Genomic DNA, 25,473 nt, shown 5'->3' with positions numbered 1-25,473 from the left:
CTTATCCGGCTACCTTCTGTTGCGATTTGAGATCCAGCGCCACGTCGACGATCATGTCTTCTTGGCCGCCGACCATGCGGCGCCGGCCAAGCTCGACCAGGATGTCGACGGTTTTCAGGCCATAGCGTTCCGCGGCCACCTCGGAATGGCGCAGGAAGCTCGAGTACACCCCAGCGTAGCCGAGCGCCAGCGTCTCACGGTCCACGCGCACCGGCCGGTCCTGCAGCGGACGCACCAGGTCGTCGGCAGCGTCCATCAGCTTGTACAGGTCAGTGCCGTGGTTCCAGCCCATGCGCTCGGCGGCAGCGATGAAGACCTCCAGCGGCGCATTGCCGGCGCCGGCCCCCATGCCGGCAAGGCTGGCATCGATACGATTGCAGCCCTCCTCCACAGCAATTATGGAGTTGGCCACGCCTAGGCTCAGATTGTGGTGGGCGTGCATGCCGGTGTTCGTGGCGGGATCGAGCACCTCCTTGAACGCGCGGAAGCGGTCGCGCACATCGTTCATGGTGAGCGCGCCGCCAGAATCGACGACATAGATGCAGGTGGCGCCATAGCTTTCCATCAGCTTGGCTTGCTGCGCCAGTACCTGCGGCGTGGTCATATGGCTCATCATCAGGAAACCGACCGTATCCATGCCGAGTTCGCGCGCATACTCGATATGCTGACGCGAGATGTCGGCCTCGGTGCAATGCGTCGCCACGCGCACGATGCGGGCGCCGGCGTCATAAGCTGCGCGCAGGTCATGGATGGTGCCGATGCCCGGCAGCAGCAGCGTGGCGACCTTGGCGTGAGTGACGGTCTCCGCCACGGCGGCTATCCAATCCAGGTCGGTATGCGCGCCGAAACCATAGTTGAACGACGAGCCCTGCAGGCCATCGCCGTGCGCCACCTCGATCGAATCGACGCGGGCTTCGTCCAGCGCCTTCGCGATCGCGCGAACCTGCGGAATGCTGTACTGGTGACGGATTGCGTGCGAGCCGTCGCGCAGCGTCACGTCGGAGATATAAAGCTTGGTTGCCATCTTGGTTTCCTGTCTGGAAGGTCAAGCCGCGGCGGCGGCAGCAATCTGGCACTCGGCCAGCTTCTCGGCGGTGGCGAGCGCGGCCGATGTCATGATGTCGAGGTTCCCGGCGTAGGCAGGCAGATAGTGCGCAGCTCCTTCCACTTCCAGGAAGACGGAGGTCTTAAGGCCGGCCATCTTGCCGACGCCGGGGATGTTCAGCGGGCGGTCCGCCTCGTAAGCCTCGAACTGCACGCGCTGCTTCAGGCGGTAGCCCGGCACATAGCGGTTGACCGCAGCCACCATCGCCTCCACGGCCTGCTCCACCTTGTCGGTATCGGCGGGATCGGACAGTGTGTAGACAGTGTCGCGCATCAGCAGTGGCGGATCGGCCGGGTTCAGCACAATAATCGCCTTTCCCTTGGTGGCGCCGCCGACCACCTCCAGTGCGCGCGAGGTGGTTTCCGTGAACTCGTCGATATTGGCGCGTGTGCCCGGACCGGCCGACTTACTCGAGATCGAGGCCACGATCTCGGCGTAGTGCACCCGGGTGACGGCGGCGATGGCAGCGACCATAGGTATGGTGGCCTGGCCGCCGCAAGTGACCATATTGACGTTGCTCGCATCGAGATGCGCTTCCAGGTTGACCACCGGCACGCAATACGGGCCGATCGCAGCGGGCGTCAAGTCGACCATGCAAATGCCGGGCTTTGCTTCCCGTAGCAGCTTGTCGTTCTGCACGTGCGCGCCGGCGGAGGTGGCATCGAACACAATATCGATGTCGGCGAACTCGGCCATTTCCTTCAGCCCAGCGGCGCCAGTCGCGCACGTGGCCACACCCATGCGGGCGGCACGCGCCAGGCCATCGGAGGCGGGGTCGATGCCAACCATGACTCCCATCTCCAAATGGCGTCCGTGGCGGAGGATCTTGATCATCAGGTCGGTGCCGATATTGCCGGAGCCGATGATGGCGGCTTTCAGTTTTCGTGTCATGACTGCTTTCCTTGTTGATTCCTGTCACTGCGAGACGGCTTAGAGCGGATAGATAACTGATGTGCAGCCGGAGTACAGCCGCTCAACGTCATCGGCTCGCAGCGTCAGCACGGCGCGTTGGTTGATGTAGCCTTTGTCGGTAATCTCGCCCTGTTCTATCGACGGCGGGGTAGACAGCAGCACCGCACGGGCCGGGCGTTGTGAGCTGCCGGCGCCTTTTCCCACGCTCGCCAGAACCTCTCCGAGCGCGTGCCGCACGGCCGGATGCTGTCCCAACGACTTGCCACACATCTGCTCTTCGACGTCGCCGGCCAGCACGCGCAGCGCCGGCGTAGGGAAAATCAGCAGACCGACCTCTTCCCCGTCGTGGCCAGAGATGACTGCATCCTGCACATAGGGCCCCATGGCCGAGACCACGGCAAGGCGCAGCGTGCCAACTGAGACCCAGGTCCCGCTCGTGAGCTTAAAGTCCTCGGATACGCGTCCATCGAAAATGACGCCGCCATTCGGGTCCGCCGCATCGGCAAGCTTGCCGGCGTCGCCCATGCAGTAGAAGCCCTCCTCGTCAAAGGAATCCCGCGTCTTCGCTTCATCGCCTATATAGCCGGTGAAGACCGAGGGGCCGCGCACGCGCAGTTCGTACTTGTCTTGGCAGGGAACAAATTTGAGTTCCACCCCTGGTACCGGCACGCCGATATTGCGCGTGTCGAGCGTGTCGAAATGGGCACTGGTGAGGACAGGAGAGGTTTCTGTCGAGCCCCACTCGGTGGTGAGGAATAGCGGAAAGTCGCGGACTTTGGCAGCGACCGCGCGCAGGCGTTCCGCGCATTGCTGGGACAGCGCGGCGGCGGCAAAGAACAGCATGTCCAGGCGCTCGAACAGCGCGCGAGCCAGCGATTCGTCGGCTTCCAGGTATGGCAAGAGCACATCGTAACCACGCGGGACGTTAAAGAACAGCGCGGGCCGGACTTCGCGGATTCCCTTCAGAGTGGAATCGATCGCCCCGGGCGCCAGGCGACCGTTGTCGATGTACAGCGTGCCGCCGTTGCGCAGCACCAGATTGAAGTTGTGGTTGGCGCCGAAGGTATGGCTCCAAGGCAGCCAGTCGAGCACCACGGGACGCGCCTTGTCGATGAAGGGCCAGCACTGGGCGATCATCTGCTGGTTGGCGCACAGCATGCGATGGGTATTCGGCACCAGCTTGGGTTCGCCGGTCGACCCGGAGGTCAGCAGAATGCGGGCAACAGTATCGCCGCCGACGGCGGTGAACGCCGCATCGACCGCGGCACCGGGCGTGGCCTGCAGCAGAGTGCTGAAGGGCAGCGCTTGGCCCTCCGCGCCGTGGGTGAAGACCACCGGGCAGGACGACTGCCACGCGGAAATCGCGTCACCGTACTGCGCGGCGTTCTCCGCATAGAGCAGTCCGGGCTGCAGCCGGTCGAGGATGGCGTGAAGCTTGCCATGGTCCTTCGCCACCACGGTATAGGCGGACGACACCACCGCGATGCGGCGGCCTACATGCATGGCACCCAGCGACAGCAGGGCCAGGTTGACACTGTTCTCCGACAGCGCTACCAACGGCGCATCCTCGGCCACGCCAACGTCCAGGATGGCCTGTCCGAGCCGGCGCACTGCAGTTAGGGCTTCGGCATAGCTCACCCGGCGCCAGCCGTCGGCATGGCGCTCGGCCAGAAAAGTGCGGCCGCCATCTTCGTTGGCCCAGTATTGCAGCCAGTCGCCAATGCAACGGACGTAGGGTTGCAGCGGCTGGTTCGAGCGCAGGACAAAGCTTCCGTCCAGTCTCGGGTCAATCGCAATGTCCGCGGTCGCCAGCGCAACAGTAGTGGCTTCGGCGCGGAAATTGCTTAGCAGGCGAGAAGAAGCCGCACTCATTCCACGACCCTCCAACGGGCGTCCTGGTCCCCAACCCGCCCGAGGTTCTCGCTGCGGCTGTCGAGGGAGTGCATGTACTTGTTCATGCAATCGGCGATACCGAATAACGCGTCTGAAGCGTTTGTGTTCAGCATTGTTCCCCCTGTGATGGCGGCTACCTGATTCTGAGCTGCAGAAGAAGAGCACAGGGCTACTGAGATGGCCAGCACGATGGCAGCCAACTCGTAGATTGTCAGTTTCATGGGGTCTCCTCCAGCCCGCTTCGGTGGCGGGAACATGATCGATTTACTCAGTCTGACAGGTCAAACGCCCGAGCCCTTCCACTTCCAACTGCAAGTTTTCCCCTGCCCGGATCGGAAACATGGGCCCCAGCGCGCCCGATAGCACCAAATCCCCGGCGCGCAGCGGCGCGCCCACCTTTTGCATGGTTTGCGCCAGCCACCAGGCTGCATTCAGGGGATGACCCAGGCAGGCGGCACCGCTACCTTCCGAACTGACTTCGCCATTGCGCAGGAAACGCATGCCGCAGTCCGGCAAGGTAACGTCGCTCAGGCGCTTCGGGTCCGCGCCCAGCACGTAGAGCCCACATGAGGCGTTGTCGGCAACGGTATCGACCAGCGTGATGCGCCAGTCCTGGATCGCGCTGTCGACGATTTCGATGGCTGGCAGTGCATATTCGATGGCGCTTAGGAAGCGGCCCCAGGTCAGATCGCCATCCAGGTCCTTGCCCATCACGAAGGCCACTTCCCCTTCCGCCTTGGGCTGGATCAGTGTGGAGACCGGGACGGCCATGCCGCAGACGTACTCCATGTCGGCAAAGAGCACGCCGAAGTCGGGCTGGTCGACGCCGAGCTGCTTCTGCACCGCGACGGAGGTGAGGCCGATCTTTTTTCCGCTGAGGACGCGACCGGTCCCCAGATCCCGCTGGGTGTTAACATTCGCAACGGCGTAGGCGTCGTCAAGGCCCTTAATGCCGTACGACTCGGAAATGCGCGGGATCGGCACGCGGTCTTGCCGGGCCTGGTGCAGCGCGTCCGCTGCCTGCTGGATATGAGGGGCTGTCATCCTTGTCTACCTTGTCGTTTGAATGCGGGGGCGCTGCGCATGCTCGCGTCTGTCCGCCCCGTTGCTGAACTTCAGGAAAAATCACGCCAGCGCCCGGCTCCGCGCATAGCGGTGCATCAGCGCCGCCATGGCCGCCTGCTCGGCGCGCAGGCAGGCGACATAGTCTGTCTCGAGCTCTGCCACCACCTCGGCAACGGTCGCCACCGAGCGCACCGCGCCTACGCCATGCCCGGCGGACCAGACGTCCTTCCAGGCCTTGGGCGCGTCAACGATGTCGCCTGAGAAATCGATCTTGCCTTCCGCCTTGATCTGCTCCGAGGTGAAGCCGGCAGCCTCGAGCGTCGACTTCAGCCAGTTGGCCGGCACCCCGGAGACCGCACTGGACAGCGTCAGATCCTCCATGCGGCTGGCCACCAGCAGTTCACGGTATGGCTGCGGCACCATGCTTTCCGGGGTGGCGATCAGCCGCGTTCCGACCACCACAAAATCGGCGCCGAGCAACTGGGCGGCACGGATATGCGCACCGCTTGAGATGGCGCCGGCCAGGCCGATCGGGCCGTCCCAGAACTCGCGCACCTCGGCGAGAAACGAAAACGGGTGATACTGGCCGGTATGGCCGCCGGCACCGCTGCTCACCAGCACCAGACCATCCACGCCCGCATCGATGGCCTTGCGCGCTAGCGCCGGCGAGATGACGTCGGCCATTACCAGCCCGCCGTAGGCATGCACGCGATCGAGCACCCGGCGGGGGCTGCCGAGCGCGGTGGTGACAATGCCGGGACGGTAGCGCTCGACCAGCGTCATCTCGGCGTCAAAACGGTCGTAGCTGCTGTGCACGATCATGTTCAGCGCCCACGGCACCTCCGGGCATTCGCAGGCATGCCCAGCAATCTGTGCGAGCGCTTGGTCGAGCGCTTCAACATTGCGCGCGTTGGGCGCGGCATAGGTGCCGACAATGCCGGCACTGAGGCTCGCGCAGACCAGCTCCGGGCCCGATACCAGGAACATCGGGGCGGCCATCACTGGCAGGCGCGCGCCGGCGAAGGTCGAGCGCAAGGCTGCGTGCGCGGAGGCGGCGTTTGGAATGGGGGCGTTCATATTGTGGTCTGGTTCAGTCGCGCGGACGCCGCGTGCTCCGGCCACGCACCTCCCAGCCGCCATCGCTTTGCAGGATGGCTGCCGTGGTGGCCGGTGAATTGGTACGGGAGGCCAGCAGTACGTAGTGGCCGGCGTGGTCCTCCGGCTGCGCGATAAAGCCAAGCGGCACCGCGTCCGCCACGGCATCGCTGAAACCGGGGATCTCGGACAGCTTCGCTTGCTGCTTGCCCAGCGACTCGGGTCCCTTCAGCGGGGTCACGGTGCCGCCCGGTGCCACGCCGTTGACGCGCACATCCGGAGCCAGTTCGTATGCAAGCTGTTTGATCAGCCCGACGCAAGCGTGCTTGGAAGCCACGTAGGCCGGTCCGCCGCCGCCGGCATAGAAAGCCGCATTGGACAGGGTGAAGATCATGCTGCCGCAGCTTTCGCGCAGCGCCGGTGCTGCCGCATAGGCTGCCAGCAGGTATCCAAGCACATTGATGTCGAAGACTTCGCGGTAGGTATCGGCTAACTGCTGCCCATCGGCGAACTTGCGCAACGGCGCAAAGTAATCCCACACGCCCGCATTGCCGACCAGCGTATCGAGCTTGCCGAATGACTTCAGCGTGTTGGCCACCGCCTCGGCATTGGCCGCGGGCGAGCGCACGTCGCCAACCGTGATGGCGACGCGTTGTCCAAATTCTTCGCGCAGACTGTCGGCGCCGCTGGCACTGCGCACCAGCACGCCGATCCCTTTCGCGCCTTCATTGAGGAAGCGCCGCACCACTGCCAGCCCGATGCCGGAGTTCGCTCCGGTGATCAGCGCCACATCGTTATCCAGCCAGCCCATGGTCAGAGGAAGGTGTTGAGGTTCTTGGACATGAACAGCGACTGCGTGATCACGATCTTGCGACGAGCGATCCGGAAGTCGCCAGCGACCACGCGCAGCAGGTCTTCGCGGCGGCCAAGCAGCAGGTCGTTGTCGGCTTCGCCGCGGCTGCGGTAGTTGACGATGACAGAATGCACAATGAACTCGTCCGGCACTGCGCCATGCAGCGCCTCGACATTGCTGATCACATGGACATGCCGGGTAGGCGGATCCTCGGCCCAGGCCGACGGCTGCTTGAAGCGTGCCACGCGCCGTTCCAAATCGAGGTGGTTGTCGTCGTAATACGCCCCCCGGCCCGCGGCATAAGCACCCAGCTTGTCCGCGCGGCGGCGATTCTCGATCGCCGGCATCCAGTAATGGATGTCGTCGGTCATCAGCGCCAGCCATTCATCCCACGCTTCGCTATCCAGCAGGCGTGCTTCCCTGAACAGGAACTGCTCGATCCGGTGGGCAGTGTCGAGATCCACCATTTGTTCGCCCGTCACTTCGGGCAGGGATTGCGGCACCGCGCTCATGCGACCTCCTTTGCGCTGTTCTGGTAGGTGAATGCACTGTCGTCCAGGCTCGCGTGGTCACGCGCCGGCACTTCATCCCAGCCGCGCGCGCGCATCAGGTCCAGCCAGCGCTGGTAGAAAGCACGATGGTTGGCCTCGTTCACCTGGTTGCGGTAGACATTCCCCGGGAGACCGCTGTCCGCAAGTTGCGTGCCGCGGCCCAGACCCATGTATAGGTCCTGCTGGCGCGTGACGAAGCCCGCATTGGTGCGCGTGGAGAACTCGAAGTTCTCGCCGTCGTCCATCTCGAACACGCCCGACGGCGAGAAGGTCATCATCGTGCCCTTCAGCCAGCGGTCCTTGATATCCTGCGGTGCGCTCTTGTTGACGATGGTCCAGGTGTGCAGTTCGATCTTGCCCGGGCCGCGCGGGTGCCAGACCCTGAAGGTGTTCTGGCCCGGCAAGAACGACAAGTTCGGGAACACGCTGACCGAGGAGATCGAGCCAATCATCTTCGAGCGGAACTCGCCCAGCCGTTCGGCGACCTTCGGCTGGATGCCGTAGAGGTACTTGCGGATTTCCTTGTCGCCTAACGTCGCCGCATTGCCGACCACGTCAAGATTGAATTCCCAGCCATGGCCGTTGAAATTGACGTGGTAGGAATCCGGGTCCTTGTAGACTTCGGCAACCGGTCCGCCTAGCATCGCCCGCGCGGCCGAGTCGTGCGTCCACAGTGCATGATAGATATCACCGATGAAGTTCTCGACCGGGACTTTCCAATTGCAGTTGATCACCGATTTGACACAGCCCCCGACAAACTCCGTGCCCTGCCCGTCCATGTCGAGCATCACGTCAAGGTAGTAGCGGAAATCACCCAGGTACGACTCGAGCGAGGGGGCGTCGGGGTCCATATTGCCGAATACCAGCCCCTTGTAGGTGGCCACCTGCGCCACCGGATGCAAGCCATGCTCGGCGCGGTTCATGCCGCTTTCCTCGAACAACTCCTGCCCCGCCATGCCGCGCAGCGCGCCGTCGATGCCGAAAGCCCAGCCGTGGTAGTTGCAAACGAATGTGCGGGCATTGCCGGCATCGGTGAAGTTCAACTTGTTGCCGCGATGTGGGCAGGTATTAAGAAACGCCTTGACCGAGCCTTCCTTTTGGCGCACCACAATCACATTGTCTTCCGCCATGTAGGTCGTGACGTAGTCGCCGGCCTTCGGAATTTGTGATTCGTGCGCGAGGAACAGCCAACTGCGGGAGAAGATCTTCTCGAGTTCCTGCTCGTAGATGCGATGGTCCCAGTAGACGCGGCGCGACAGGCGGCCGGTGTCAAGGTCGATCAGGCGCTCCAGTCCGCTCAGCGGTTCGCTGACGGGATCCTTCCGCAGCCGTTCGCAGTTGCCAGTGCAGTCGTGTGTCATGCTTGCATTCCTCAAATTGCCGATGCGGTGGATTCGGACTCCTGCTCGAGATCGGCGTAGATGTCATCGCCTTCCTCGATCACCTTGTAGGTGCGCAGGTCCACCGTGCACGGAAATGCCATGGCTTGGCCGGTGGGGATATGGAACTGCCCGTCATGCAGGGGACAGGCGATCAAGTCGCCGTCGACTATCTCGCCATCGGACAGCGATGCCGTAGCGTGCGTGCAAGCATCGCTCGTCGCATAGAAGGTGCCGTCGATGTTGTAGACTGCCAGCGGGCAGCCGTCCGTCTCTACCTTGCACACGTTGCCGGGCTGTAGTGCTTCGCGCTTGAGCAAAAAGACTTTGTCGGTCATATCAGTGTTCCTCCCTGCGTCCGTGCGGATGCAACTGTACAAAGCCCAAGCCAGTGACCCACTCTGGCACCGCTTCATAGGCGATGATTTCTCCCTCGGCCCCTTCCAGCGCTCCCATGGCACAAGCCCAGTTGCGGACTTCCATGCCGCCGTTGCCGCCATTTGCCAGAATGTAGTCGTCACTCAGATTGGAAAGAGCAGCCAGATCGTTGCGCAGCGCGTAGGCCAGGATCTCGCGATCGAAGCGCTCGTTGACGCGCCCCATTTCTGCAGTACCTACCCAATGGCTGATGCCGCCGCTGCCAATCACCGCGACGCGCTCGGCGCCATCGAACGACTCGACGGCTTCACGGATCTGCCGACCGACTTCGATTGCGCGCGCGATGCGGATGAACGGGTCCACGCCAGCAGCTAGGTACACCGGCACCGTGCCGACCTGCCGCCCGGCGTCGCGCATCGGCTGCACCATCAGTTGGTTGGGGATGGCGATGGCATGGTCCACCGTCAGTGCCCGCGCCACAGCCCAGTCGAAGCCGCGCGCATGGCCGTCCGCGGCGATGTGGGCTGCCAGACCCTCACTGTTCGGGATCTGCCCGCGCTTGAGCCCTGGCATAGCGTCCAGCGGGCCATCGACGTCGCCAGTGCCGATCAGGTAGCTCGGTAGGCAATGGATGCCAAACAGCATGTAGTGATCGGCCCCCACAACGATGACGCTAGTAGGCCCCAACTCCGCAAGGCGCTCGGCGCAAGCGCGGAAGGCGCCCCACATGCGGTCCTGTACGGCGGGTGCTGGGGCCTGCGGCGCCACGAACATCACCGGGTCGTGCGGCACCAGAAAGCCGCCTACGATTTTTCCCATTTCTGCTTACCTATTGCTTCAGGGCAGCGCTGTGCAGCGCCTCGGACGCGCCCACCGGGCGCAGCTTTTTCATGTACGCGCGCATGTCGCGTTCGGGCGAGAGTTCCTGCCAAAAGCCCATGGTCAACATGGGGTTCACGCCGGCTTGCTGCAGTCCCAATACGTCAAAGCCGATCAGCATCGACCGCTCGGACTCAGTCAGCGCAAAGCGCTGCAGGAAGGCCTCTGGGTCATCGCGGAAACGCTGCTTGGCGGACCGGTCCACGGTCAGTTGATGCAGCACCCGCTCGAGTACGTTGCGGCTCATGGCGTCAGGCGATGAAGTCAGTGACCAGCTTCAGGAAATCGGCACGGCGCTCGGTCTGCACCCAATGGCCACAGCGGCCGAACAGGTGCAAGTCGGCGTTGGGAATCGCGCGCGCCAGCAACTGGCCGCAGGCCGGCGGCACCACGCCGTCCTCACGGCCGTGCAGCACCAGCGTGCGCGCCTGGATCTTGGCTACCACGTGCTCGGGGAACCCCTTGACGATGGTCGGGCCTTCAGCATTCGGCTGCGGAATCAACTTGCGCAGAGCCGCTTGGGCGCCGGGACGGGCGCTGGCTTCATAGCGCGACTGCACCATCTCCGGCGTGATGATCGACTGATCGAATGGGAACAGCCGCATGGTCTTTTCCATGTTTTCCGGCGACGGTTCGTACTCCCAGGCGGACCGCAGGCCAGCAGTCTGCTCGAACTCGCCAGCGGGCGTGCCCAGCAGCACCAGCTTCTCCACGCGCTTGGGATCGAATACCGCCAGGCCTAGCGACAGCGCGCCTCCGAATGAGTTGCCGACGAAGGAGGCGGTCTCGATCTCCAGTGCGTCCATGATCCCGACAAGGTGACTAACCCAGAGCTTGATGTCGTACTTGGTGCCGTCCTTGAACTCGGTGAAGCCGAAGCCTGCGATGTCCGGCACGATCACGCGGAACGACTGCGCCAGTTCGTTCATCACGCCCTTCCAGTTGGTCCAGCCGGATACGCCCGGACCCGAACCGTGCAGCAGGAACAAAGGCTTGCCCGTGCCCTGGTCGAAGTAATTGGTCTGGTGGCCGGCGGCGACCAGGGTCGAACCCACACCCTCAAACTTGCCCATCGCATTTCTCCATACACATACGTAGGTGTATGGTATGAAGTAGGACGCGTCTGGTCAAGTAGTTTAACCCGTAATTTTCCGACTATTTTCTTATGCAGTGCTATTCTGCTCCACATACATATGTGCACGGTTAGCTGGTAGTAAAATCTTGCCCGTTGCCTATGGAGAACATATGACCAAAGCCACGCCTGGTGCTGCAGGTACCGCGCGTCTGACACCGGAGGACTGGATCAAAGCCGCCCGCGACCTGCTGGTGAGCCGCAGCGTAGATGCCGTTCGCGTTGAGGTACTGTCAAAGGAGCTAGCAGTCACGCGCGGCAGCTTCTACTGGCACTTCAAGGATCGGGAAGATCTGCTGCGTCGGATGCTGGAGTCATGGAGCGATGAGGCAACCGAGCAGATCATCAATCGATTTGAGCGGCGCAATCTTGCACCGCGCGAGCTGATCAAGGACTTGCTCTCGCTGCCCTTTCGGGGCGCCTCTGCACAGGAAGCTGCATCCACCGAACTGGCCATACGCGCCTGGGCCCGACGCGACGAACGCGCTCGCCAGGTTCTGGATGATGTGGATGCCAAGCGACTGTCTTACGTTGCTCAGTGTTTCAGTGCCCTGGGGTTCGGCATCGCGGAGGCTCGTGCTCGAGCCTTTGCGCTTTACAGTTATGAACTGTCCGAGGCATTGTTGTCGCACCAGGGGACCGAAGAACAAAAGGCCGAGCGAAGGGCATTTATGGAAAAGCTCTTGCTGACGCCTGCCTAGAAAGTCAGGGCCGGCATTCCTTCGGTTTAGCGAGCCTCCGCAAGCCTTTCAACGGCTCGGCGCTGCGCGCACCGACTGAGGCACCTAGAATCTCCGTCTCCGATGCTAGTGACCATGACAAAGCTGCCGCCAGTCAAGGAGCGTCGCGATCGCATCCCAACCCAAAACGCTTTCCCCGGCACCCTACACATGCGCACGGTTGCCGGTTGCGGCAACGAGAATTGGGCTGGCAAGGCAGAAGCCAGAATCTGGATTAATTAGAGGCCAACTGACAGTCCTATGTTGCTCAGTTTTGCAGCGTCCGAGGATTCGGCAATGCCCGCTATGGGAACCGTCCGAGGCACCACCGTCGGATTAGGGCACAGATCAGCAAAAGGCTGAACGAAAGACCTTCATGGAAGGAACTCTTATTGATGCCTGCCCCAGCAGCAAGAGTTCCTCCAGCGCGGCGAGGCAGCGCAGCCAATTTTTCAATGGCTCGCCGCACAAGGTTTTCGGTAACTCCTTAAAACCTGTAAGAGACGCCGACGAAGGTGATAATAGGTCGAAGTCTCACCTTGGTCTGATTGACGATCTCCAGTCCCTGTGCTGTACGCCCTCTCACGGTAACGTTAGTGTCACTGGGCATGTAGCCAACCAATGCTCCAACCGACCAATGCTTGCTGATCCGATAATCGAGTCCAACTTGAACAACCGGACTCCAAGAACTGGAGGCATCGACAGTTGCCGACCCGCCAGGTCCGAAAGTCTGTGCGATGAACGCACTATTGGTGATTCGCGCGTCGGTGTACCACGTATAGGAGATCCCAGCGCCAGCGAACGGCCGAATACGGCTTTCCGGGTCACCGAAGTGATACCGGAGAAGCAACTCAGGTGACCACGTGCGCGCGTCTCCCAGCACACCGTAGCCGGCAAGAGTTCCACGCCCCTCCAGTTTCGTCCTCATTGGAAACCCGCCAAGGAGCGCCACACCAATATGGTCTGTGAGGTAATGCTCCGATTGAATACCCGCCGTATCGAAGCTGAGCGCGCCGACCGACGAGCCTGGAACCTCGACATTCGTCGGAACACCTCCAATGCTAGTGACCATGACAGGGTCGCTGCCCGTCTGAGGGGCCACATGAGCCCAACCGAGACTCATGACTGTATCTCCTGCACTCTGCGCATGAGCACTGTTGCCAATCGCTGCAATGAGAATCACGCAGCCCAGACTCATCGCCCCAGCATCTCTCCACCACCGCTTCATGGTTGTCTCCGTCTCTATATAGTTATTGAGATTCGCGTGTCTTTTGCACGCAAGAAACCACTGGCCCGATCCTGCCGGAGCGGCGGGACCTCCAGGAGTTTCAAGAACAGAACGGGCGCCTTAATGGGCCCAAAGAAAAGTGCAGGTCCGCCTCTTCTTCCGTCGGACCTCACTGCCTCATCTTCAAGATGAAGAAGGGACGTCGTCGCGCTTGTGGATGCGAGCGCGACGCGGAACCCGCGCGGATTAGCCTCTGTCGCCTTGGCTTTCGCGTGCCGCAAGCACCGATTCGCTCAGACCCGCCGCAAACCTTCCGCGCTCGTTCACTTTCTTCTCAGTAAGCTGATCGACTTCGATCGCGATGCGTCGAAATTCACGCTCCAGAAGCCTTGAGAGGGCGCCCCGCAGAATGTGCTGAACGCGGAGTGACCCCGGCACGAAGACACGTCGCTTGCGACTTTGGATGCCTCGGACCAGACGGTCCGCAGCTAGCGAAACCGAGTAGGTCTTGCCGGCCGGTCCTCGCAACATCGACCGCATTCTGGCGAACTCTGCGTGTTCCCGATCAGCCTCGCGTACCATCGGCGTATCGATGAACATCAAATAGGCGACGCCCACGCCAACGCCGAGGTGTGCAACCTCCACGCGAATTGCATTCAGCAACGCTTCAATTCCGGCTTTGCTCGCGGCATACATCGACTCACCCGGCGGCGCGAAGATCGCCGCCGCCGACGCGACGCCGAGCAGGTAGCCGCGGCTTTTGATCAAGTGCGGCAGGCATGCGTGCATGAATCGCCAGTTTCCCGTGACGTTCACATCCAGCACAGCAGCAAGCACATCCGGATCGAGGTGCCGCGCCGCTCCCACTGTACCGATTCCCGCATTGGACACAGCGACGTCGATCGCCCCGAAGCGCTCGACTACGTTGTTCACTGCGCTCTGCACCGACGCCGAATCAGTGATGTCGCACCTTAGTCCGATGGCCGCTTGATCAATATCCGCCGCGGCCTTCTCAGCGGCTTCACCGTTAATGTCCAGCAACGCGAGCCGATGAGTCTTCGCAAGACGCTTGGCCACAGCAAGGCCGATTCCGCTGGCCGCGCCTGTGATGACCGCAACAGGCTTATTCATAGGTTTCCTCCTCCGGCAGCACTCAGCACGAGGCAGAGATTCCTGCCCCCTCTTTTGTCATTCGTCTTCTTCGGCGGATTGCCAGAGGCCTGCAGCACGATCCGTTCAGGAAGGGTGCAGGCCCGTGCTGGACCGCCTCGTCAAATCCTGCGCTCGTGGTCCCGCCAGAACGGTTCCCGAACATCCTTCTTCAGTACCTTTCCGTTGGCACTACGAGGCAGTGCTTCGACGAACACGATCTTCTTCGGCGTCTTGATTCCACCCAGCTTGGGTCGGCAGTAAGCCAGGATCTCCTCCTCTGTCGCACCGGCTCCCTTATTCAACTCGATCACCGCAGTGACCGCCTCACCCCAGTCCGCATGAGGAATGCCGATGACGGCACAGTCCTGCACCGCCGGATGCGTCCAAATAACCTGTTCCACCTCACTCGGATAGACGTTGAATCCACCGGTGATGATCATGTCTTTCTTGCGGTCGGTAATGTGCAGGAAGCCCTCCGGATCGAGGTAGCCGACGTCTCCGGTGTGCAGCCAGCCATTAACAATCGTCTCGGCGGTCTTATCCGGGGCCTTGTAATACCCCGCCATCAACAGGTCGCCACGTACGCAGATCTCGCCAATCTCTCCCATGGGAAGGATCTTTCCGTTCTCGCCCAGGATCTCGACGCGCACCAGCGGTGCTGGTCGTCCGGCCGCGGATAGTCTTGCGTCGTCTGCAATCTTTCCGTCCCGGAAATGTTCCTCAGGTCGCATGAACGCGATCGCGGAAGGCGCCTCGGCCTGCCCGTATCCCTGGAACATTACTGGCCCAAACACTTCAATCGCGCGACGCAGCTTCTCAGTGGACATAGGCGCGGCACCGTAGATGAAGTATTTCAGCGAGGAGAAGTCTCGCTGCTCGATGCCCGGCATCTCTAGCAGTCGGTAGATCACCGTCGGCGGCAAATATAGCTCTGTGACGCGGTGCTTTTCAATCAAGTCGACCAGTAGGTTCAGATCCATCCGGTCCATCACGACAATCGTGCCTGCGCGAGCGGTGCACGGTAGCGTAAGGGTTCCAGCGGCATGCGTCATCGGTGCCGCAACCAGGTTCACAATTGGCTCGTCCGATGAGTACGGGGCGGCAAACATCTGGTGAAGTGCGCTGACCGACAAGCTCCGGTGCGTGTTCATCGCGCCCTTCGGTGCCCCGGTCGTGCCACCGGTCGGCATGACTCCGGCCAAGGAGCATTCCTCCGGGATGAAGTCGGGGATTGCGCTTGATGCCCCTTCCACCAGGGAAGCGATGGTGATCGCGCCGACTTCCGATGCTGCTTCCGAGTCCTCACCCAACGAGATCACGGTATGCAGCTTTTTCAAATCGCCTCGGAGCGACTTCACTAGCGGCAGGAACTGTTCGTGGCAAAACAGAACTTCGCAGTCGAACCCATCCAACAAGCGCTGGATCTCCTCTGGAGGATTCACCGGGTTAACGGGAACCCACACCAACCCCGCACGCCACAGTCCAAGAACACAACTCCATGCGATCGGATCGTTGCTCGCAAGGACTGCACCTTTGGCTTCGCAATCGATGCCGCGTCTCAGCAGCGCATTGCCGATGCGGCATGAGAACTCGCCAATCTCCTTATAGGTGAAGGTACGCTCTCCGGCAATAAAGGCCGCCCGGTCAGGAGCCGCGCGCCAGCCGCGATCAAAGAAATCGGTAATAGCCATACAACTTTCTCTTTTACATGCTGCTGCGGAACAGCAGCGCATTCAGGTAGCCAAACTTCATATTCAGAAGGTGGTTCTCACCATCTTCAATCCGTGCAGCACGAGCATCCCGGAAGAGCTTCTCCAACGGATACTCGCGGGTGAGCCCATATCCGCCGAAGATCTGCAGCGCCTCGTCTGCCACCTCAAAGGCAAGGTCTGTGCATGTCACCTTGGACCCGCCGGTGTAATAGGGGTGCTTTGCCGGCGAGAGCACCGTATATTCCGTCGCTCGGCGGGCCACCGCGCGCATTGTTTCCACATTACGTGCCATGGCGCCGAGACGGCTTTGGATCATTTGATGCTCGGCGAGCAGAGCGCCACCCTGGCGCCTCTCATGCGCGTACTGCAGTGCGAGCTCGAAAGACGCACGCGCCAGACCCGTCGCCATCTGGCCCATCCCCACGCCCGCTGTCGACCATGTGGTAGCGTGGCCGCGCCAGTAATCATCGCCAAGTGACACCGCGTAACGCACGGGCACCTTTACGTTATCGAAGTACACCTCACCCTGGGGTAAGGAACGCTGGCCGAGTTTCTCCAACGGCTTACCGCGGCTCACCCCGGGCAAATCAAGAGGAACGATGACCTCGACACCGCGCGGGTGGCCGCCGTCGTCAAAAAACCCGTCACCATAATCAGCGGCGATCGACATGATTGCGACCTGGGCAACCGGCCCGTTGGAAACCCAGGCTGAACTTTGGCCATTAATGACAATGTCGCCACCGCTAATCTTCGCCGTCAGATTGCCCTTATTGCCTTGGGTTGCGCTTAGGTGCCGCTCGCCCGGGTATAGCATGGTGCCGTCCGAGCCGCGGTCGGGCTGAGTTGCAATCCAACACCCAAGCTTGCCTTCAGTCAGCTCGATCAGCTCTTGGTTGCCGACTCGCTTCGCCATCATGTTCGCGAAGGCAGCGGCGGCCAACGACACCGTGAGTCCGATATCACCCCATCCCAGCTCCTCGATGACGATTGCCTGCAAACGCGCCAACGCTTGCGGAGGAACGTCACCGGGATCGGCATCGAAGCCGATTCCCGACTCGGCCGCGATGCGCATGAAGTCCCAGTAAGGTGAGCCGGGAGCAATGGACTCTTCCGCGCTGAGCTTGTCGATGGCAATTCCCATCGGTCGCATCACGTCCCGCGCGAACTTGTGCGTCGCATCCTGGATCAACCGCTCGTCATCGCTGAGGATTTCGAAGCCGGTCAGTTCGACGTAAGGCAGCGCAGGCCGCACAGAAGCGTCGCGGTCAAGTTTCTGTGTCATTTCAGTGTCTCCTTTATGCGTCTTCTGGGAACTTCAGCTATTTGGCAGCGGCGGCAGCGAGCACCGCCGGAAGATCCAGTTCGTGCTCGACATCCTGCAGCGTCGCCATCTTCTGCAGAGCCTCGAGGGCAGCAGGGGCTTCGAGCAGCTTCTTGAAAGCCGCGTTCTCGCTGGCAAAGCCTGCAAACTGGGCATCGAAAGCCGAACCGAAAATGCTCTTCATTACGTCGGAAACCGCCGCAATCGTCCCTGCCGAACGCCTGGAAACGTCCTGCGCGAGCGTGTTCGTATAGGTCTTCAGCGCCTCACGCGAAAGTGCCCGGTTGACGATGCCGTAAGCGACGGCCTCCTCCCCTGTGAAGTCGCGGGAGGACAAGATCATCTCGCGCGCACGAGCTGGTCCGATCTGCATCGCCAGCCGGGTGGTGCCGCCACCTGCGGGCAGAATCCCGCCACTGACTTCGGGTAAGCAGAACCGACTTTCTGGTGTCGCAAAGCGCATGTCCATGGCGAGCAAGAATTCCAGCCCGCCGCCGCGGCAGATCCCATCGACCACGCCGATCGTCACTTGGGGCAGGATCTGCCACGCCGTCGTGAGCGCCTGCAGCACGTTGATATCTTCATAGCGACTCTGCTTGACGGTTGGATCGCTCATGGAACGAAGCAGGTCGTTCAGGTCGAAGTGAGCAATGAAGAAATCAGGGTTAGCGCTGCCGAAGACCACTACCGCGGTGTCCGGGTCGAACGCGAGCGACGCGGCGAGGTCGAACAACTCGCTGGCCATCTGGAAATTCATCAGATTCAGCGGCGGATTGTTGAAGTCGACGTGCAGGATCCGGCCATCGCGCCGGATATTAAGTGTCTCGTAGGTCATTGTGTTCTCCACCGATATGTCGTGCTGGGTGTCAGGCGCCAAGGATGGTGATCGCGGCGACTGCCTCTTCGCCGGCGTACAGGCCACCGCCGTTTTCCGCGAGTGCAATGCGAGCGCCGGGGACCTGACGGGCTGCGCAGTTCCCACGAAGCTGATGTACAAGCTCGTAGATCTGTGCGATTCCGGAAGCTCCCATCGGATGGCCCTTGGATTCCAGTCCGCCTGACGGATTAACGGGCAGCCTTCCACCCAGCCTCGTTACACCTGACTCGGCGAACTTGCCGCCAAAGCCGATCTCACAAAAGCCGAGCAGTTCTGTCTGCAAAAGCTCACCAAACGCCGACGCGTCATGGACTTCCGCCACAGACACATCGCCCGGCCCAAGTCCGGCTTGCTCGTATGCCGCCTGTGCTGCAAGCCGGCTAACCGAGCGATCCCAAGCTGACAGAGGGCGCACCGTGCCGGTTTGCAACACCGAGGCCAGGATCCGAACTGGGCCGCGAGATCCAAGCCGCTTCAAACCGACAGCGTTGCACACAACCACCGCCGCGGCACCGTCGGTAAGCGGCGCGCACATCGGAACCGTCAGTGGTCCGGATACCGGGCGTGCCGATAGGATTTCCTCTATCGACATCTGCACTCGGAAGTGGGCGAGCGGGTTGTGCACCGCGTGCGCATGGTTCTTTTCGGCGATCAGCGCGAGTTGCTGCTTGGTCGTCCCGAAAGTATCCATATGGGCCCGAGCGAGCGCGGCGTAGACATCCATAAACAGGCTACGCGGCCGCCCATCGTCCGACGCTACGCCACCGAGTTCGGCTAACACAGCGCGAACGCCTTCTCGGTCGTTAACGTCAACACCGCCGTCGAATACACTGAGGGACTTCTGCTTGTCCCCGATGTTGAGCTTCTCTGCGCCGACGGCCAGCACGATGTCGCCAGCGCCAGCACGAACGTGCATGACCGCCTGGTGCAATGCAGTGGCACCGGTTGCGCACGCATTCTCGACATTGATCATCGGAATGCGTTCGAAGCCCATCGAGCGCAACGCCATCTGACCGGCCACGACGACTTGTCCCTCAAGCACATCCTGGCAGGTGTTACCAAAGTATGCTGCCTCGATGTCGCTCATGTCGGCGCCAGCATCAGAGAGCGCTTCCGTCACCGCTTCCCTCGCCAGATCCTTGACCGACGCCTCCGGGCGGACCCCAAAGGCAGTCATGCCAACGCCGACAATCCAGATCGGCATCTCGATCACGACACCTTCTCCTCAGTGACGTGAGCGAGCCCGTAGGCCTCGAGGGCGCCCATGAGTTCACGGTGCCCCAGCAGTTGAGCCGGCGAGCGGAATCCGACACCGTTGTATGTGTTCCCGATCAACCGCATCGCGGCGTAGGCCTGGACGAGGCCGGTGATCTGATAGCCAGAGGTGCTGTGGATGACTGCCCGTGCAGTGGTGTTGTTGCCGCGGCCAGTACACCAGTCGATAGAACGATGGACCTGGCGGTTCTCTCGTGGTGGCGTACGCGGCGTCATGCTCGCTGCGACTCGATCGAGCACCGGGTAAAGCTTCTCCTCTGGCAGCCACTGGAACACAACCTTGAACATGCGTTCCGCAGCACGCACCTGTTGGGGAATGTCGCCCTTGTCGTTACGCATCGCCACGAACATTCGGCAGTTGCGCACCCGGCGGTCGTCTCGGAAGAACACCGGCAGAGCGGTGCCGCCCCATTGAAGGCCCGGAACAACATGCCCGGTGCCTGGCACGACCATGTCTTGCTGCACAATGCCCTTGTACTTCTTCAGGACGTTGTCCTCGAGGTAGTAAGAGTCAGTGCGGATTACGTCGAAGATTGACTGGGTAGACCCCACGGTTGGAACCGCACTGACGTACTCACCCAACTCCAGCGTATCGATGCCAGGCGTCTCGAGCACGATACGCGCGACGATGTCGGGAATTGCGTATTGCATCGATACTGCGGTGGACACCACCAACCCGGCCGCTGCAAATTTCGGACCCCAGTGGTCAAGCAACTGCAGATGGTGTTCTTGCTCGCCAGCGGTGTCGAGATAGTGGCAGCCCGCCTGCAGCGCGGCCTCCAAAACTGGAGGTGCATAGCGCAGAAACGGCCCAACCATGTTGCAGACGACCTTCCGACCTTTAAAAAGCGCGGTCAGGGACTCGACAGATCCATCGACTTCCACAATCTCATAGTCCGCGGTCTCGATACCGGGGACCGTGTTCATGACCTCCTGCAACTTGGCCTTGTTTCGGCCCGCGGCCACGAACGGGATGCTGTACTCACGCAGGTACTCGGCCACCAGGCGGCCGGTATAGCCGCTGGCGCCGTAGATAACGACGGGATGCAGTGCGCTCACTGTCTCCTCCTTTGTAGTAGTTTCACGACTGTTTGTTAGGCAGCAATGTAGCGGCCAGCACAGGTCCCTCGCTTGCCTGCCAGCGCGAGCAATTTGCCGATTTGCGCAGGAATGCGTCAGGTTTACCCCACACGAGAGCGCCCTTGACAAGGCGCCAAGCCGGTGTTACAGGATGTTGAATATTTCGCCTTACTATCATTCGCCGACGGAGGGACTGCCATGGCGGCAACAGCGACCTGGTCGACCCACGGGTTAGGTCAAGAGCACATTACCGACGCGTGTGCCAAGCTTCCCCAACTGCACATGACGTGGAGCCTCTCGTTCCCGGAGCCGCGGCGCTTCAACGCCTCAGCTCGATACCGCGAGCTGGACAGATTGACGATCGGTGAGTTACGCAGTGATCGGGTAACCGGTCAGCGTGCAGGTACTAGCGAGGAGCCACTGGTGGGTGTGCTCATGAATCTAGGCGGACGCTTGGTGTGCCGATACGCGGATCGCAGCAAAGTCGTGCTTGAACCCCAACACCTGCTGATCTGGGACAGCGAGCTGGCATACGACTTTGAAGCGGTGGAGCCACATCGCGAGGTCTATCTACTTCTACCCCGCGAGCGCGTCCCATACGGAATAGCCAGTGCAGCAGCGCGGCCGGGTGCTGCAGTGCCGGCACGAGTGGGCTCCGGACTCAGCGCGGTTGCTGGCGACCAGTTGCAAGCCATCGCGCGAGAACTGGACTATCTGACCGATACTGCCCTTGCGACGGCTTGCCAGTCCTTCTTCGACATGCTTGACTCCGCGCTAACGGTTTCTTCCGGGCGCCAGTCTTCCAGGGCCTCGCTGATGATCAGGATCGAGCAGTACATTGAGGATAATCTGGACGATCCTGAGCTGAGCGCCTCGTCAATTGCGACCGCACACGAGATTTCTGTACGTACGTTGCATGTTGCATTTGCAGAAACAGGCAGGACTGTCAGCCGATGGATCCGCGATAGGCGACTTAGGGTCTGCTATCGGGAACTGTCTCGCGCTACGAGCACGCAGACAGTGACTGATGTGGCCTACCGCTGGGGCTTCAACAACGCAGCTCACTTCAGCCGAACCTTCAAACAAGCATTCGGAGTTACCCCAAGCAGCCTACTTCTGGACGGACAGCCTCGCCCCACACTCGATAACCTGGACGGCCTGCCGCACGGGTGATACGGGAAATTGGCGTATTCAGTCGATCCGGGGACATGGATGTATAGTCCGGGACCCGATCATGCCAAATTCACATCCACATTCGTCAGAGAAATTACCTCTTCCCGAGCCTCGGGCTCTCGAAGGAGAGAGCTATTTCAGATTGCTCGCGGATGCGTTGCCACATATCGTATGGACCGCAAAACCCGATGGGGGAGTGGACTTTGTCAACCGGCGTGGAGTCGCCTATACAGGTATCCCACTTGATCAATTGTCGGGGTGGGGCTGGGGGACAGCCATCCACCCGGATGATTTGATAGCCACCGTCGATCGCGCGAGAGTGGCTATAAGTAGCGGTAGCGAATTTGACATAGAATTCCGCCTGAAGAGAGCTACCGATGGCGTTTATCGATGGTTCCTTTGCCGTGCCTTACCGTTCAAGGACGGTCACGGCAATATCGTCAAGTGGTTCGGCACCTCCACTGATATAGAGGACCAAAAGCAGGCGCAGACCGCGGCAGAAGCCGCTAATCGCGCTAAATCGGACTTCCTCTCCAGCATGAGCCACGAGTTGCGCAGCCCGCTAAATGCGATGCTCGGTTTCGCGCAACTGATGGCCTCCGAGACTCCCCCTCCAAATTCGTCACAGCAGGCCAACATTGACCAGATTCTGAAGGCTGGATGGCACTTGCTGGAACTGATCAATGAAGTACTTGACCTTGCGAGAATCGAGGCGGGGCAAGCGTCGATGTCACCAGAAGCAATATCCGTGGCTGAGGCCTTGCTTGAATGCCACGACATGCTCGAGCAGAATGCGCAGAAGCACGGCGTTCGCTTGATATTCCCATCGATCGATCCAACTTGTTTTGTCCGTGCTGATCGCACCCGGCTGAAGCAAATATTGCTCAACCTAATTTCCAACGCCATCAAGTACAACCGTCATCAGGGAACAGTCGAGGTGCAATGTTTGCCAAGCGGCGGCGGAGTCCGCATCAGCGTGCGTGACACTGGCGCAGGCTTGACACCGGAACGGCTGGCTCAGCTATTTCAGCCGTTTAACCGCCTCGGGCAGGAAGCTGGTCCAGAAGAAGGCACAGGCATCGGCCTTGTAGTGGCCAAGCGACTAGTCGAACTGATGGGAGGGTCCATCGGCGTAGAAAGTACGGCTGGCGTGGGCAGCATATTCTGGATCGAGCTCGGTGCCGCTCCCCGGCCGGTAATAGAGAACAGTACCGAGTCCAGGATATCCGAGGAAGCGCAACCACCGAGCCGATCTTCGCTGGTGCACACTCTGCTGTGTGTCGAAGACAATCCCGCCAATCTCAACCTATTGGAACAACTTATCGCCCGTCGGGCCGATATACGTCTGCTTACCGCAATGAATGGGACGATTGGGGTGGAACTTGCGCGCACCTCATTACCGGAACTAATCGTGATGGATATCCATCTACCTGACATAAGCGGCGTCGATGCGTTGAAGATCCTTCGAGGGGACCCGAATACGTCGCACATTCCGGTCATCGCTCTCAGCGCGAATGCAATGACGCGCGACATGGAAAAAGGCCTTGAAGCTGGATTTTTCCGCTACCTGACCAAGCCGATCAAGATCAATGAGTTTATGGACGCGCTGGACGAGGCCTTGAAAGTGACAAAGAACGGGAACGCCCGGGCCCGATGAAGAGCCTGGCTCGATATGGTCAGCCAAAACGATATACTGGCCGCGAAAGTCTTGATCGTCGACGATCTGGAGGCCAATGTACTGTTGCTCGAACACATGCTGCGTGGAGCTGGCTATCATTGCATCACCACAACAACCGAGCCCCATGCGGTTTGTGAGCTGCACAGCAGGCACCGCTACGACCTGATCCTGCTTGATCTGCAGATGCCCGACATGGACGGATTCGAGGTCATGGAGGACCTTGCTGACGTCGAGGCGGACAGTTACCTTCCAGTTATTGTTATTACCGCCCAACCGGATCACAAGTTGCGCGCGCTACGAGCCGGCGCGAAGGACTTCGTAAGCAAGCCCTTCGAGCTAGCCGAGGTCCTGAGCCGAGTTCGCAACATGCTGGAAGTTCGTCTGCTACACGGGGAATCAATAAGATACGGCAAAGCACTGGAACAGAAGGTGCGCGAACTGGAAGCGAGCCGAGAGACCATCGTTCGACAGAGCGATGAACTGAAACGTCTCTACGAAAAGCTCGTACACGAGCAACAGCTATCAGAGCGATTGTTGCTAAACCTTCTTCCCTCCCCTATAGCTGAGCGTTTGAAAGCGCGTTCCGACCTCGTCTCGTCCAATCCTCCGGAAGTCATCGCCGACAGCTTTCAGGAAGTGTCGGTGTTGTTCGCAGATCTCGTGCAGTTCACCCAGTTCGCTGCTGGCATGCCTCCAGCGCAACTGGTGGCGGTGCTGAACGAGATTTTTGCCGACTTCGACAATATCGCTGACCACCACGGTCTCGAGAAGATCAAAACGATCGGAGACGCTTACATGGCTGCTGCTGGTCTTCCTATTCCCGCAACGGATCATGCCGAGCGGGCTGCGCGTATGGCATTGGACATGATCGACTCGTTGGACCACTTTAACGAGCGACATGGGCATCGGTTGCAACTGCGGGTTGGTATCAACAGTGGTGCGGTAATAGCCGGCGTGATCGGCAGGCGCAAATTCATCTATGACCTGTGGGGTGACGCCGTCAATATCGCTAGCCGGATGGAATCCCAGGGAGTATCCGGTCGTGTACAGGTGACTGAAGCCACCCGACGGCGGCTTGGCCAATCATTTTGCTTCGAGGAGCGGGGTAAGATTGCGGCCAAAGGCATCGGTGAACTGGATACATGGTTCCTGGTTGGAGGGACCCGGAAACCATCTTCTTGACTGCAATTTACGCTCCGAGCTGATCCGCGCCCACACGCGCAGTTCGCTCGGGGCAGGGGTCTGTTCCCGGCCATTGTAGGCTGACGACGTCGCCAAACCGAACATCACAGAGGGGTCGGGTGCACACCGCCTGTCGCGTACAGGAACGCGCGGACGTCCCATAGACTTCGAAAGCGGTCGTTTATGTCGCGCCTGCTCGAGGGACCGTTGAGGGTCGGCAGCCGCCGATGGCTGCCGTCGGTCCTCGAACGGTGAGCCGACGGCGGAGTTCGGCCATTTTCGGTCTTTGCTGTTCCTCGCGAACAGACCGTCATATGGCAGGTCGGCACCCGCAAACGGCCACTAATGCTCCAACGCCAGTACCGTTCACTTTCCGACTGGGCTTGCACGCGAACGCCGTATGCGGTCTGCCGACAGCATGAGCGCTCTGGTGGAGGCACGATCTGCAGGCATGGCACCGCGCTTCTGCATTTTGCGCCATACCGAGCCATCACAGACTCAACTAATTTTGCTCGAGTAGCCAACGAATATTGGCCGGGAGAATCCGTGCAGATAAGCGCCAACAACAAATCGAGAAGAGCATCCAGCGGTATCTGAGTGTCCTGGAGACGGTGGATCGCACTCAGTCAGAGGATATGCAGCTAAAGACCGACCGACTGCAGGAGAAGATTGGATTGCGCCAAGCGGCTGCTGCAGGTCGCGCCCTCATGCGAGCCGGCTGGCATTCAGCGTCGACCGCTCTACGCAAGCCTCGAGGTGATGTTGCCCCTGTTTGGTGTAGCTCTTAGCTCTCGGGTTATGCGGCCTTTTTACGCTGTGCCGCATGCCAGCGTT

The 25,473-nt window shown here is 60.7% G+C and carries 24 protein-coding genes; 4 read left to right on the top strand and 20 right to left on the bottom strand.

Annotation, left to right across the window (positions count from 1 at the left end):
• Window position 1: 1 nt before the first annotated feature.
• The 13 genes from dmpG to ACGLHR_RS34930 form a co-directional block, all read right to left on the bottom strand.
• Window positions 2-1,024, bottom strand: coding sequence for a 4-hydroxy-2-oxovalerate aldolase (dmpG, locus tag ACGLHR_RS34990; RefSeq protein WP_400099651.1), 1,023 nt, complete (start codon window positions 1,022-1,024; stop codon window positions 2-4).
• Window positions 1,025-1,045: 21 nt separating this feature from the next.
• Window positions 1,046-1,996, bottom strand: a complete 951-nt coding sequence (locus ACGLHR_RS34985) for an acetaldehyde dehydrogenase (acetylating) (RefSeq protein ID WP_400099649.1) — start codon at window positions 1,994-1,996, stop codon at window positions 1,046-1,048.
• A 39-nt stretch (window positions 1,997-2,035) separates the two neighbouring features.
• Entirely contained in the window at window positions 2,036-3,889 is a 1,854-nt protein-coding gene (locus tag ACGLHR_RS34980; protein WP_400099647.1) for a feruloyl-CoA synthase, read from the bottom strand.
• Window positions 3,886-4,131, bottom strand: a complete 246-nt coding sequence (locus ACGLHR_RS34975) for a hypothetical protein (protein WP_400099645.1) — start codon at window positions 4,129-4,131, stop codon at window positions 3,886-3,888. Before ACGLHR_RS34975 ends, ACGLHR_RS34980 begins: the two co-directional genes overlap by 4 nt.
• Before the next feature lie 43 nt (window positions 4,132-4,174).
• Window positions 4,175-4,954, bottom strand: a complete 780-nt coding sequence (locus ACGLHR_RS34970; protein ID WP_400099643.1) for a 2-keto-4-pentenoate hydratase — start codon at window positions 4,952-4,954, stop codon at window positions 4,175-4,177.
• Between the two features lie 81 nt (window positions 4,955-5,035).
• Window positions 5,036-6,052, bottom strand: a complete 1,017-nt coding sequence (locus ACGLHR_RS34965; protein ID WP_400099641.1) for an NAD(P)H-dependent flavin oxidoreductase — start codon at window positions 6,050-6,052, stop codon at window positions 5,036-5,038.
• A 13-nt stretch (window positions 6,053-6,065) separates the two neighbouring features.
• Window positions 6,066-6,881, bottom strand: a complete 816-nt coding sequence (gene hcaB / locus ACGLHR_RS34960) for a 3-(cis-5,6-dihydroxycyclohexa-1,3-dien-1-yl)propanoate dehydrogenase (protein ID WP_400099639.1) — start codon at window positions 6,879-6,881, stop codon at window positions 6,066-6,068.
• 2 nt (window positions 6,882-6,883) lie between these two features.
• Window positions 6,884-7,435 (bottom strand): 3-phenylpropionate/cinnamic acid dioxygenase subunit beta, encoded by a 552-nt coding sequence (locus ACGLHR_RS34955; RefSeq protein WP_400099638.1) that lies wholly within the window; start codon window positions 7,433-7,435, stop codon window positions 6,884-6,886.
• Window positions 7,432-8,835, bottom strand: coding sequence for an aromatic ring-hydroxylating dioxygenase subunit alpha (locus ACGLHR_RS34950; protein ID WP_400099636.1), 1,404 nt, complete (start codon window positions 8,833-8,835; stop codon window positions 7,432-7,434). The genes ACGLHR_RS34955 and ACGLHR_RS34950 overlap by 4 nt, the downstream gene beginning before the upstream one ends.
• Before the next feature lie 11 nt (window positions 8,836-8,846).
• Window positions 8,847-9,191, bottom strand: coding sequence for a non-heme iron oxygenase ferredoxin subunit (locus ACGLHR_RS34945; protein ID WP_400099634.1), 345 nt, complete (start codon window positions 9,189-9,191; stop codon window positions 8,847-8,849).
• A 1-nt stretch (window position 9,192) separates the two neighbouring features.
• A complete protein-coding gene (locus tag ACGLHR_RS34940; RefSeq protein WP_400099632.1) occupies window positions 9,193-10,050 on the bottom strand; it encodes a hypothetical protein in 858 nt (285 codons plus the stop codon).
• Between the two features lie 10 nt (window positions 10,051-10,060).
• Window positions 10,061-10,357 carry a hypothetical protein gene (locus ACGLHR_RS34935; protein ID WP_400099630.1) on the bottom strand — a complete coding sequence of 99 codons (297 nt, stop codon included), beginning with the start codon at window positions 10,355-10,357 and terminating at the stop codon, window positions 10,061-10,063.
• 4 nt (window positions 10,358-10,361) lie between these two features.
• Window positions 10,362-11,183 (bottom strand): alpha/beta fold hydrolase, encoded by an 822-nt coding sequence (locus ACGLHR_RS34930; RefSeq protein ID WP_400099628.1) that lies wholly within the window; start codon window positions 11,181-11,183, stop codon window positions 10,362-10,364.
• Between the two features lie 172 nt (window positions 11,184-11,355).
• Between ACGLHR_RS34930 and ACGLHR_RS34925 the strand changes: the two genes are divergently transcribed.
• Window positions 11,356-11,943 (top strand): TetR/AcrR family transcriptional regulator, encoded by a 588-nt coding sequence (locus tag ACGLHR_RS34925; protein WP_400099626.1) that lies wholly within the window; start codon window positions 11,356-11,358, stop codon window positions 11,941-11,943.
• Window positions 11,944-12,448: 505 nt separating this feature from the next.
• On the opposite strand, the gene ACGLHR_RS34920 is transcribed toward ACGLHR_RS34925, so the two are convergent.
• From ACGLHR_RS34920 to ACGLHR_RS34890, 7 genes are all read right to left on the bottom strand, one after another.
• Window positions 12,449-13,159 carry an OmpW family protein gene (locus tag ACGLHR_RS34920; protein WP_400099670.1) on the bottom strand — a complete coding sequence of 237 codons (711 nt, stop codon included), beginning with the start codon at window positions 13,157-13,159 and terminating at the stop codon, window positions 12,449-12,451.
• Between the two features lie 276 nt (window positions 13,160-13,435).
• A complete protein-coding gene (locus tag ACGLHR_RS34915; RefSeq protein ID WP_400099624.1) occupies window positions 13,436-14,320 on the bottom strand; it encodes an SDR family NAD(P)-dependent oxidoreductase in 885 nt (294 codons plus the stop codon).
• A 140-nt stretch (window positions 14,321-14,460) separates the two neighbouring features.
• Window positions 14,461-16,032 carry a class I adenylate-forming enzyme family protein gene (locus ACGLHR_RS34910; protein ID WP_400099622.1) on the bottom strand — a complete coding sequence of 524 codons (1,572 nt, stop codon included), beginning with the start codon at window positions 16,030-16,032 and terminating at the stop codon, window positions 14,461-14,463.
• Between the two features lie 13 nt (window positions 16,033-16,045).
• Entirely contained in the window at window positions 16,046-17,335 is a 1,290-nt protein-coding gene (locus ACGLHR_RS34905; RefSeq protein ID WP_400099620.1) for an acyl-CoA dehydrogenase family protein, read from the bottom strand.
• Between the two features lie 37 nt (window positions 17,336-17,372).
• Entirely contained in the window at window positions 17,373-18,209 is an 837-nt protein-coding gene (locus ACGLHR_RS34900) for an enoyl-CoA hydratase/isomerase family protein (RefSeq protein ID WP_400099618.1), read from the bottom strand.
• 31 nt (window positions 18,210-18,240) lie between these two features.
• Entirely contained in the window at window positions 18,241-19,455 is a 1,215-nt protein-coding gene (locus ACGLHR_RS34895) for a thiolase family protein (protein WP_400099668.1), read from the bottom strand.
• A gap of 5 nt (window positions 19,456-19,460) precedes the next feature.
• Complete coding sequence (locus ACGLHR_RS34890) at window positions 19,461-20,585, bottom strand: saccharopine dehydrogenase family protein (RefSeq protein ID WP_400099616.1); 1,125 nt, start codon at window positions 20,583-20,585, stop codon at window positions 19,461-19,463.
• A gap of 219 nt (window positions 20,586-20,804) precedes the next feature.
• Here ACGLHR_RS34890 and ACGLHR_RS34885 point away from each other — a divergent pair, with 219 nt between their 5' ends.
• The 3 genes from ACGLHR_RS34885 to ACGLHR_RS34875 all read left to right on the top strand — a co-directional run bounded on the left by ACGLHR_RS34885 (window position 20,805) and on the right by ACGLHR_RS34875 (window position 24,639).
• Entirely contained in the window at window positions 20,805-21,779 is a 975-nt protein-coding gene (locus ACGLHR_RS34885; protein WP_400099614.1) for a helix-turn-helix domain-containing protein, read from the top strand.
• Window positions 21,780-21,840: 61 nt separating this feature from the next.
• Window positions 21,841-23,436, top strand: coding sequence for an ATP-binding protein (locus tag ACGLHR_RS34880; RefSeq protein WP_400099612.1), 1,596 nt, complete (start codon window positions 21,841-21,843; stop codon window positions 23,434-23,436).
• Window positions 23,437-23,451: 15 nt separating this feature from the next.
• Window positions 23,452-24,639 carry an adenylate/guanylate cyclase domain-containing protein gene (locus ACGLHR_RS34875; protein ID WP_400099610.1) on the top strand — a complete coding sequence of 396 codons (1,188 nt, stop codon included), beginning with the start codon at window positions 23,452-23,454 and terminating at the stop codon, window positions 24,637-24,639.
• Window positions 24,640-25,473 lie beyond the last annotated feature (834 nt).

Source organism: Cupriavidus sp. CuC1, assembly GCF_044627735.1.
Taxonomy (GTDB): domain Bacteria; phylum Pseudomonadota; class Gammaproteobacteria; order Burkholderiales; family Burkholderiaceae; genus Cupriavidus; species Cupriavidus ulmosensis.
The sequence above is the reverse complement of the archived record's forward strand: the minus strand, read 5'-3'. Positions and strand labels throughout refer to the sequence as shown.

Coding starts and splice junctions, on each gene's coding strand:
- ACGLHR_RS34970 (WP_400099643.1), bottom strand. CDS start 4,954: ATGACAGCCCCTCATATCCAGCAGGCAGCGGACGCGCTGCACCAGGCC.
- dmpG (WP_400099651.1), bottom strand. CDS start 1,024: ATGGCAACCAAGCTTTATATCTCCGACGTGACGCTGCGCGACGGCTCG.
- ACGLHR_RS34980 (WP_400099647.1), bottom strand. CDS start 3,889: ATGAGTGCGGCTTCTTCTCGCCTGCTAAGCAATTTCCGCGCCGAAGCC.
- ACGLHR_RS34915 (WP_400099624.1), bottom strand. CDS start 14,320: ATGAATAAGCCTGTTGCGGTCATCACAGGCGCGGCCAGCGGAATCGGC.
- ACGLHR_RS34920 (WP_400099670.1), bottom strand. CDS start 13,159: ATGAGTCTGGGCTGCGTGATTCTCATTGCAGCGATTGGCAACAGTGCT.
- ACGLHR_RS34900 (WP_400099618.1), bottom strand. CDS start 18,209: ATGACCTACGAGACACTTAATATCCGGCGCGATGGCCGGATCCTGCAC.
- ACGLHR_RS34985 (WP_400099649.1), bottom strand. CDS start 1,996: ATGACACGAAAACTGAAAGCCGCCATCATCGGCTCCGGCAATATCGGC.
- ACGLHR_RS34950 (WP_400099636.1), bottom strand. CDS start 8,835: ATGACACACGACTGCACTGGCAACTGCGAACGGCTGCGGAAGGATCCC.
- ACGLHR_RS34935 (WP_400099630.1), bottom strand. CDS start 10,357: ATGAGCCGCAACGTACTCGAGCGGGTGCTGCATCAACTGACCGTGGAC.
- ACGLHR_RS34925 (WP_400099626.1), top strand. CDS start 11,356: ATGACCAAAGCCACGCCTGGTGCTGCAGGTACCGCGCGTCTGACACCG.
- ACGLHR_RS34885 (WP_400099614.1), top strand. CDS start 20,805: ATGGCGGCAACAGCGACCTGGTCGACCCACGGGTTAGGTCAAGAGCAC.
- ACGLHR_RS34910 (WP_400099622.1), bottom strand. CDS start 16,032: ATGGCTATTACCGATTTCTTTGATCGCGGCTGGCGCGCGGCTCCTGAC.
- ACGLHR_RS34930 (WP_400099628.1), bottom strand. CDS start 11,183: ATGGGCAAGTTTGAGGGTGTGGGTTCGACCCTGGTCGCCGCCGGCCAC.
- ACGLHR_RS34875 (WP_400099610.1), top strand. CDS start 23,452: ATGGTCAGCCAAAACGATATACTGGCCGCGAAAGTCTTGATCGTCGAC.
- hcaB (WP_400099639.1), bottom strand. CDS start 6,881: ATGGGCTGGCTGGATAACGATGTGGCGCTGATCACCGGAGCGAACTCC.
- ACGLHR_RS34945 (WP_400099634.1), bottom strand. CDS start 9,191: ATGACCGACAAAGTCTTTTTGCTCAAGCGCGAAGCACTACAGCCCGGC.
- ACGLHR_RS34880 (WP_400099612.1), top strand. CDS start 21,841: ATGCCAAATTCACATCCACATTCGTCAGAGAAATTACCTCTTCCCGAG.
- ACGLHR_RS34965 (WP_400099641.1), bottom strand. CDS start 6,052: ATGAACGCCCCCATTCCAAACGCCGCCTCCGCGCACGCAGCCTTGCGC.
- ACGLHR_RS34955 (WP_400099638.1), bottom strand. CDS start 7,435: ATGAGCGCGGTGCCGCAATCCCTGCCCGAAGTGACGGGCGAACAAATG.
- ACGLHR_RS34940 (WP_400099632.1), bottom strand. CDS start 10,050: ATGGGAAAAATCGTAGGCGGCTTTCTGGTGCCGCACGACCCGGTGATG.
- ACGLHR_RS34895 (WP_400099668.1), bottom strand. CDS start 19,455: ATGCCGATCTGGATTGTCGGCGTTGGCATGACTGCCTTTGGGGTCCGC.
- ACGLHR_RS34975 (WP_400099645.1), bottom strand. CDS start 4,131: ATGAAACTGACAATCTACGAGTTGGCTGCCATCGTGCTGGCCATCTCA.
- ACGLHR_RS34905 (WP_400099620.1), bottom strand. CDS start 17,335: ATGACACAGAAACTTGACCGCGACGCTTCTGTGCGGCCTGCGCTGCCT.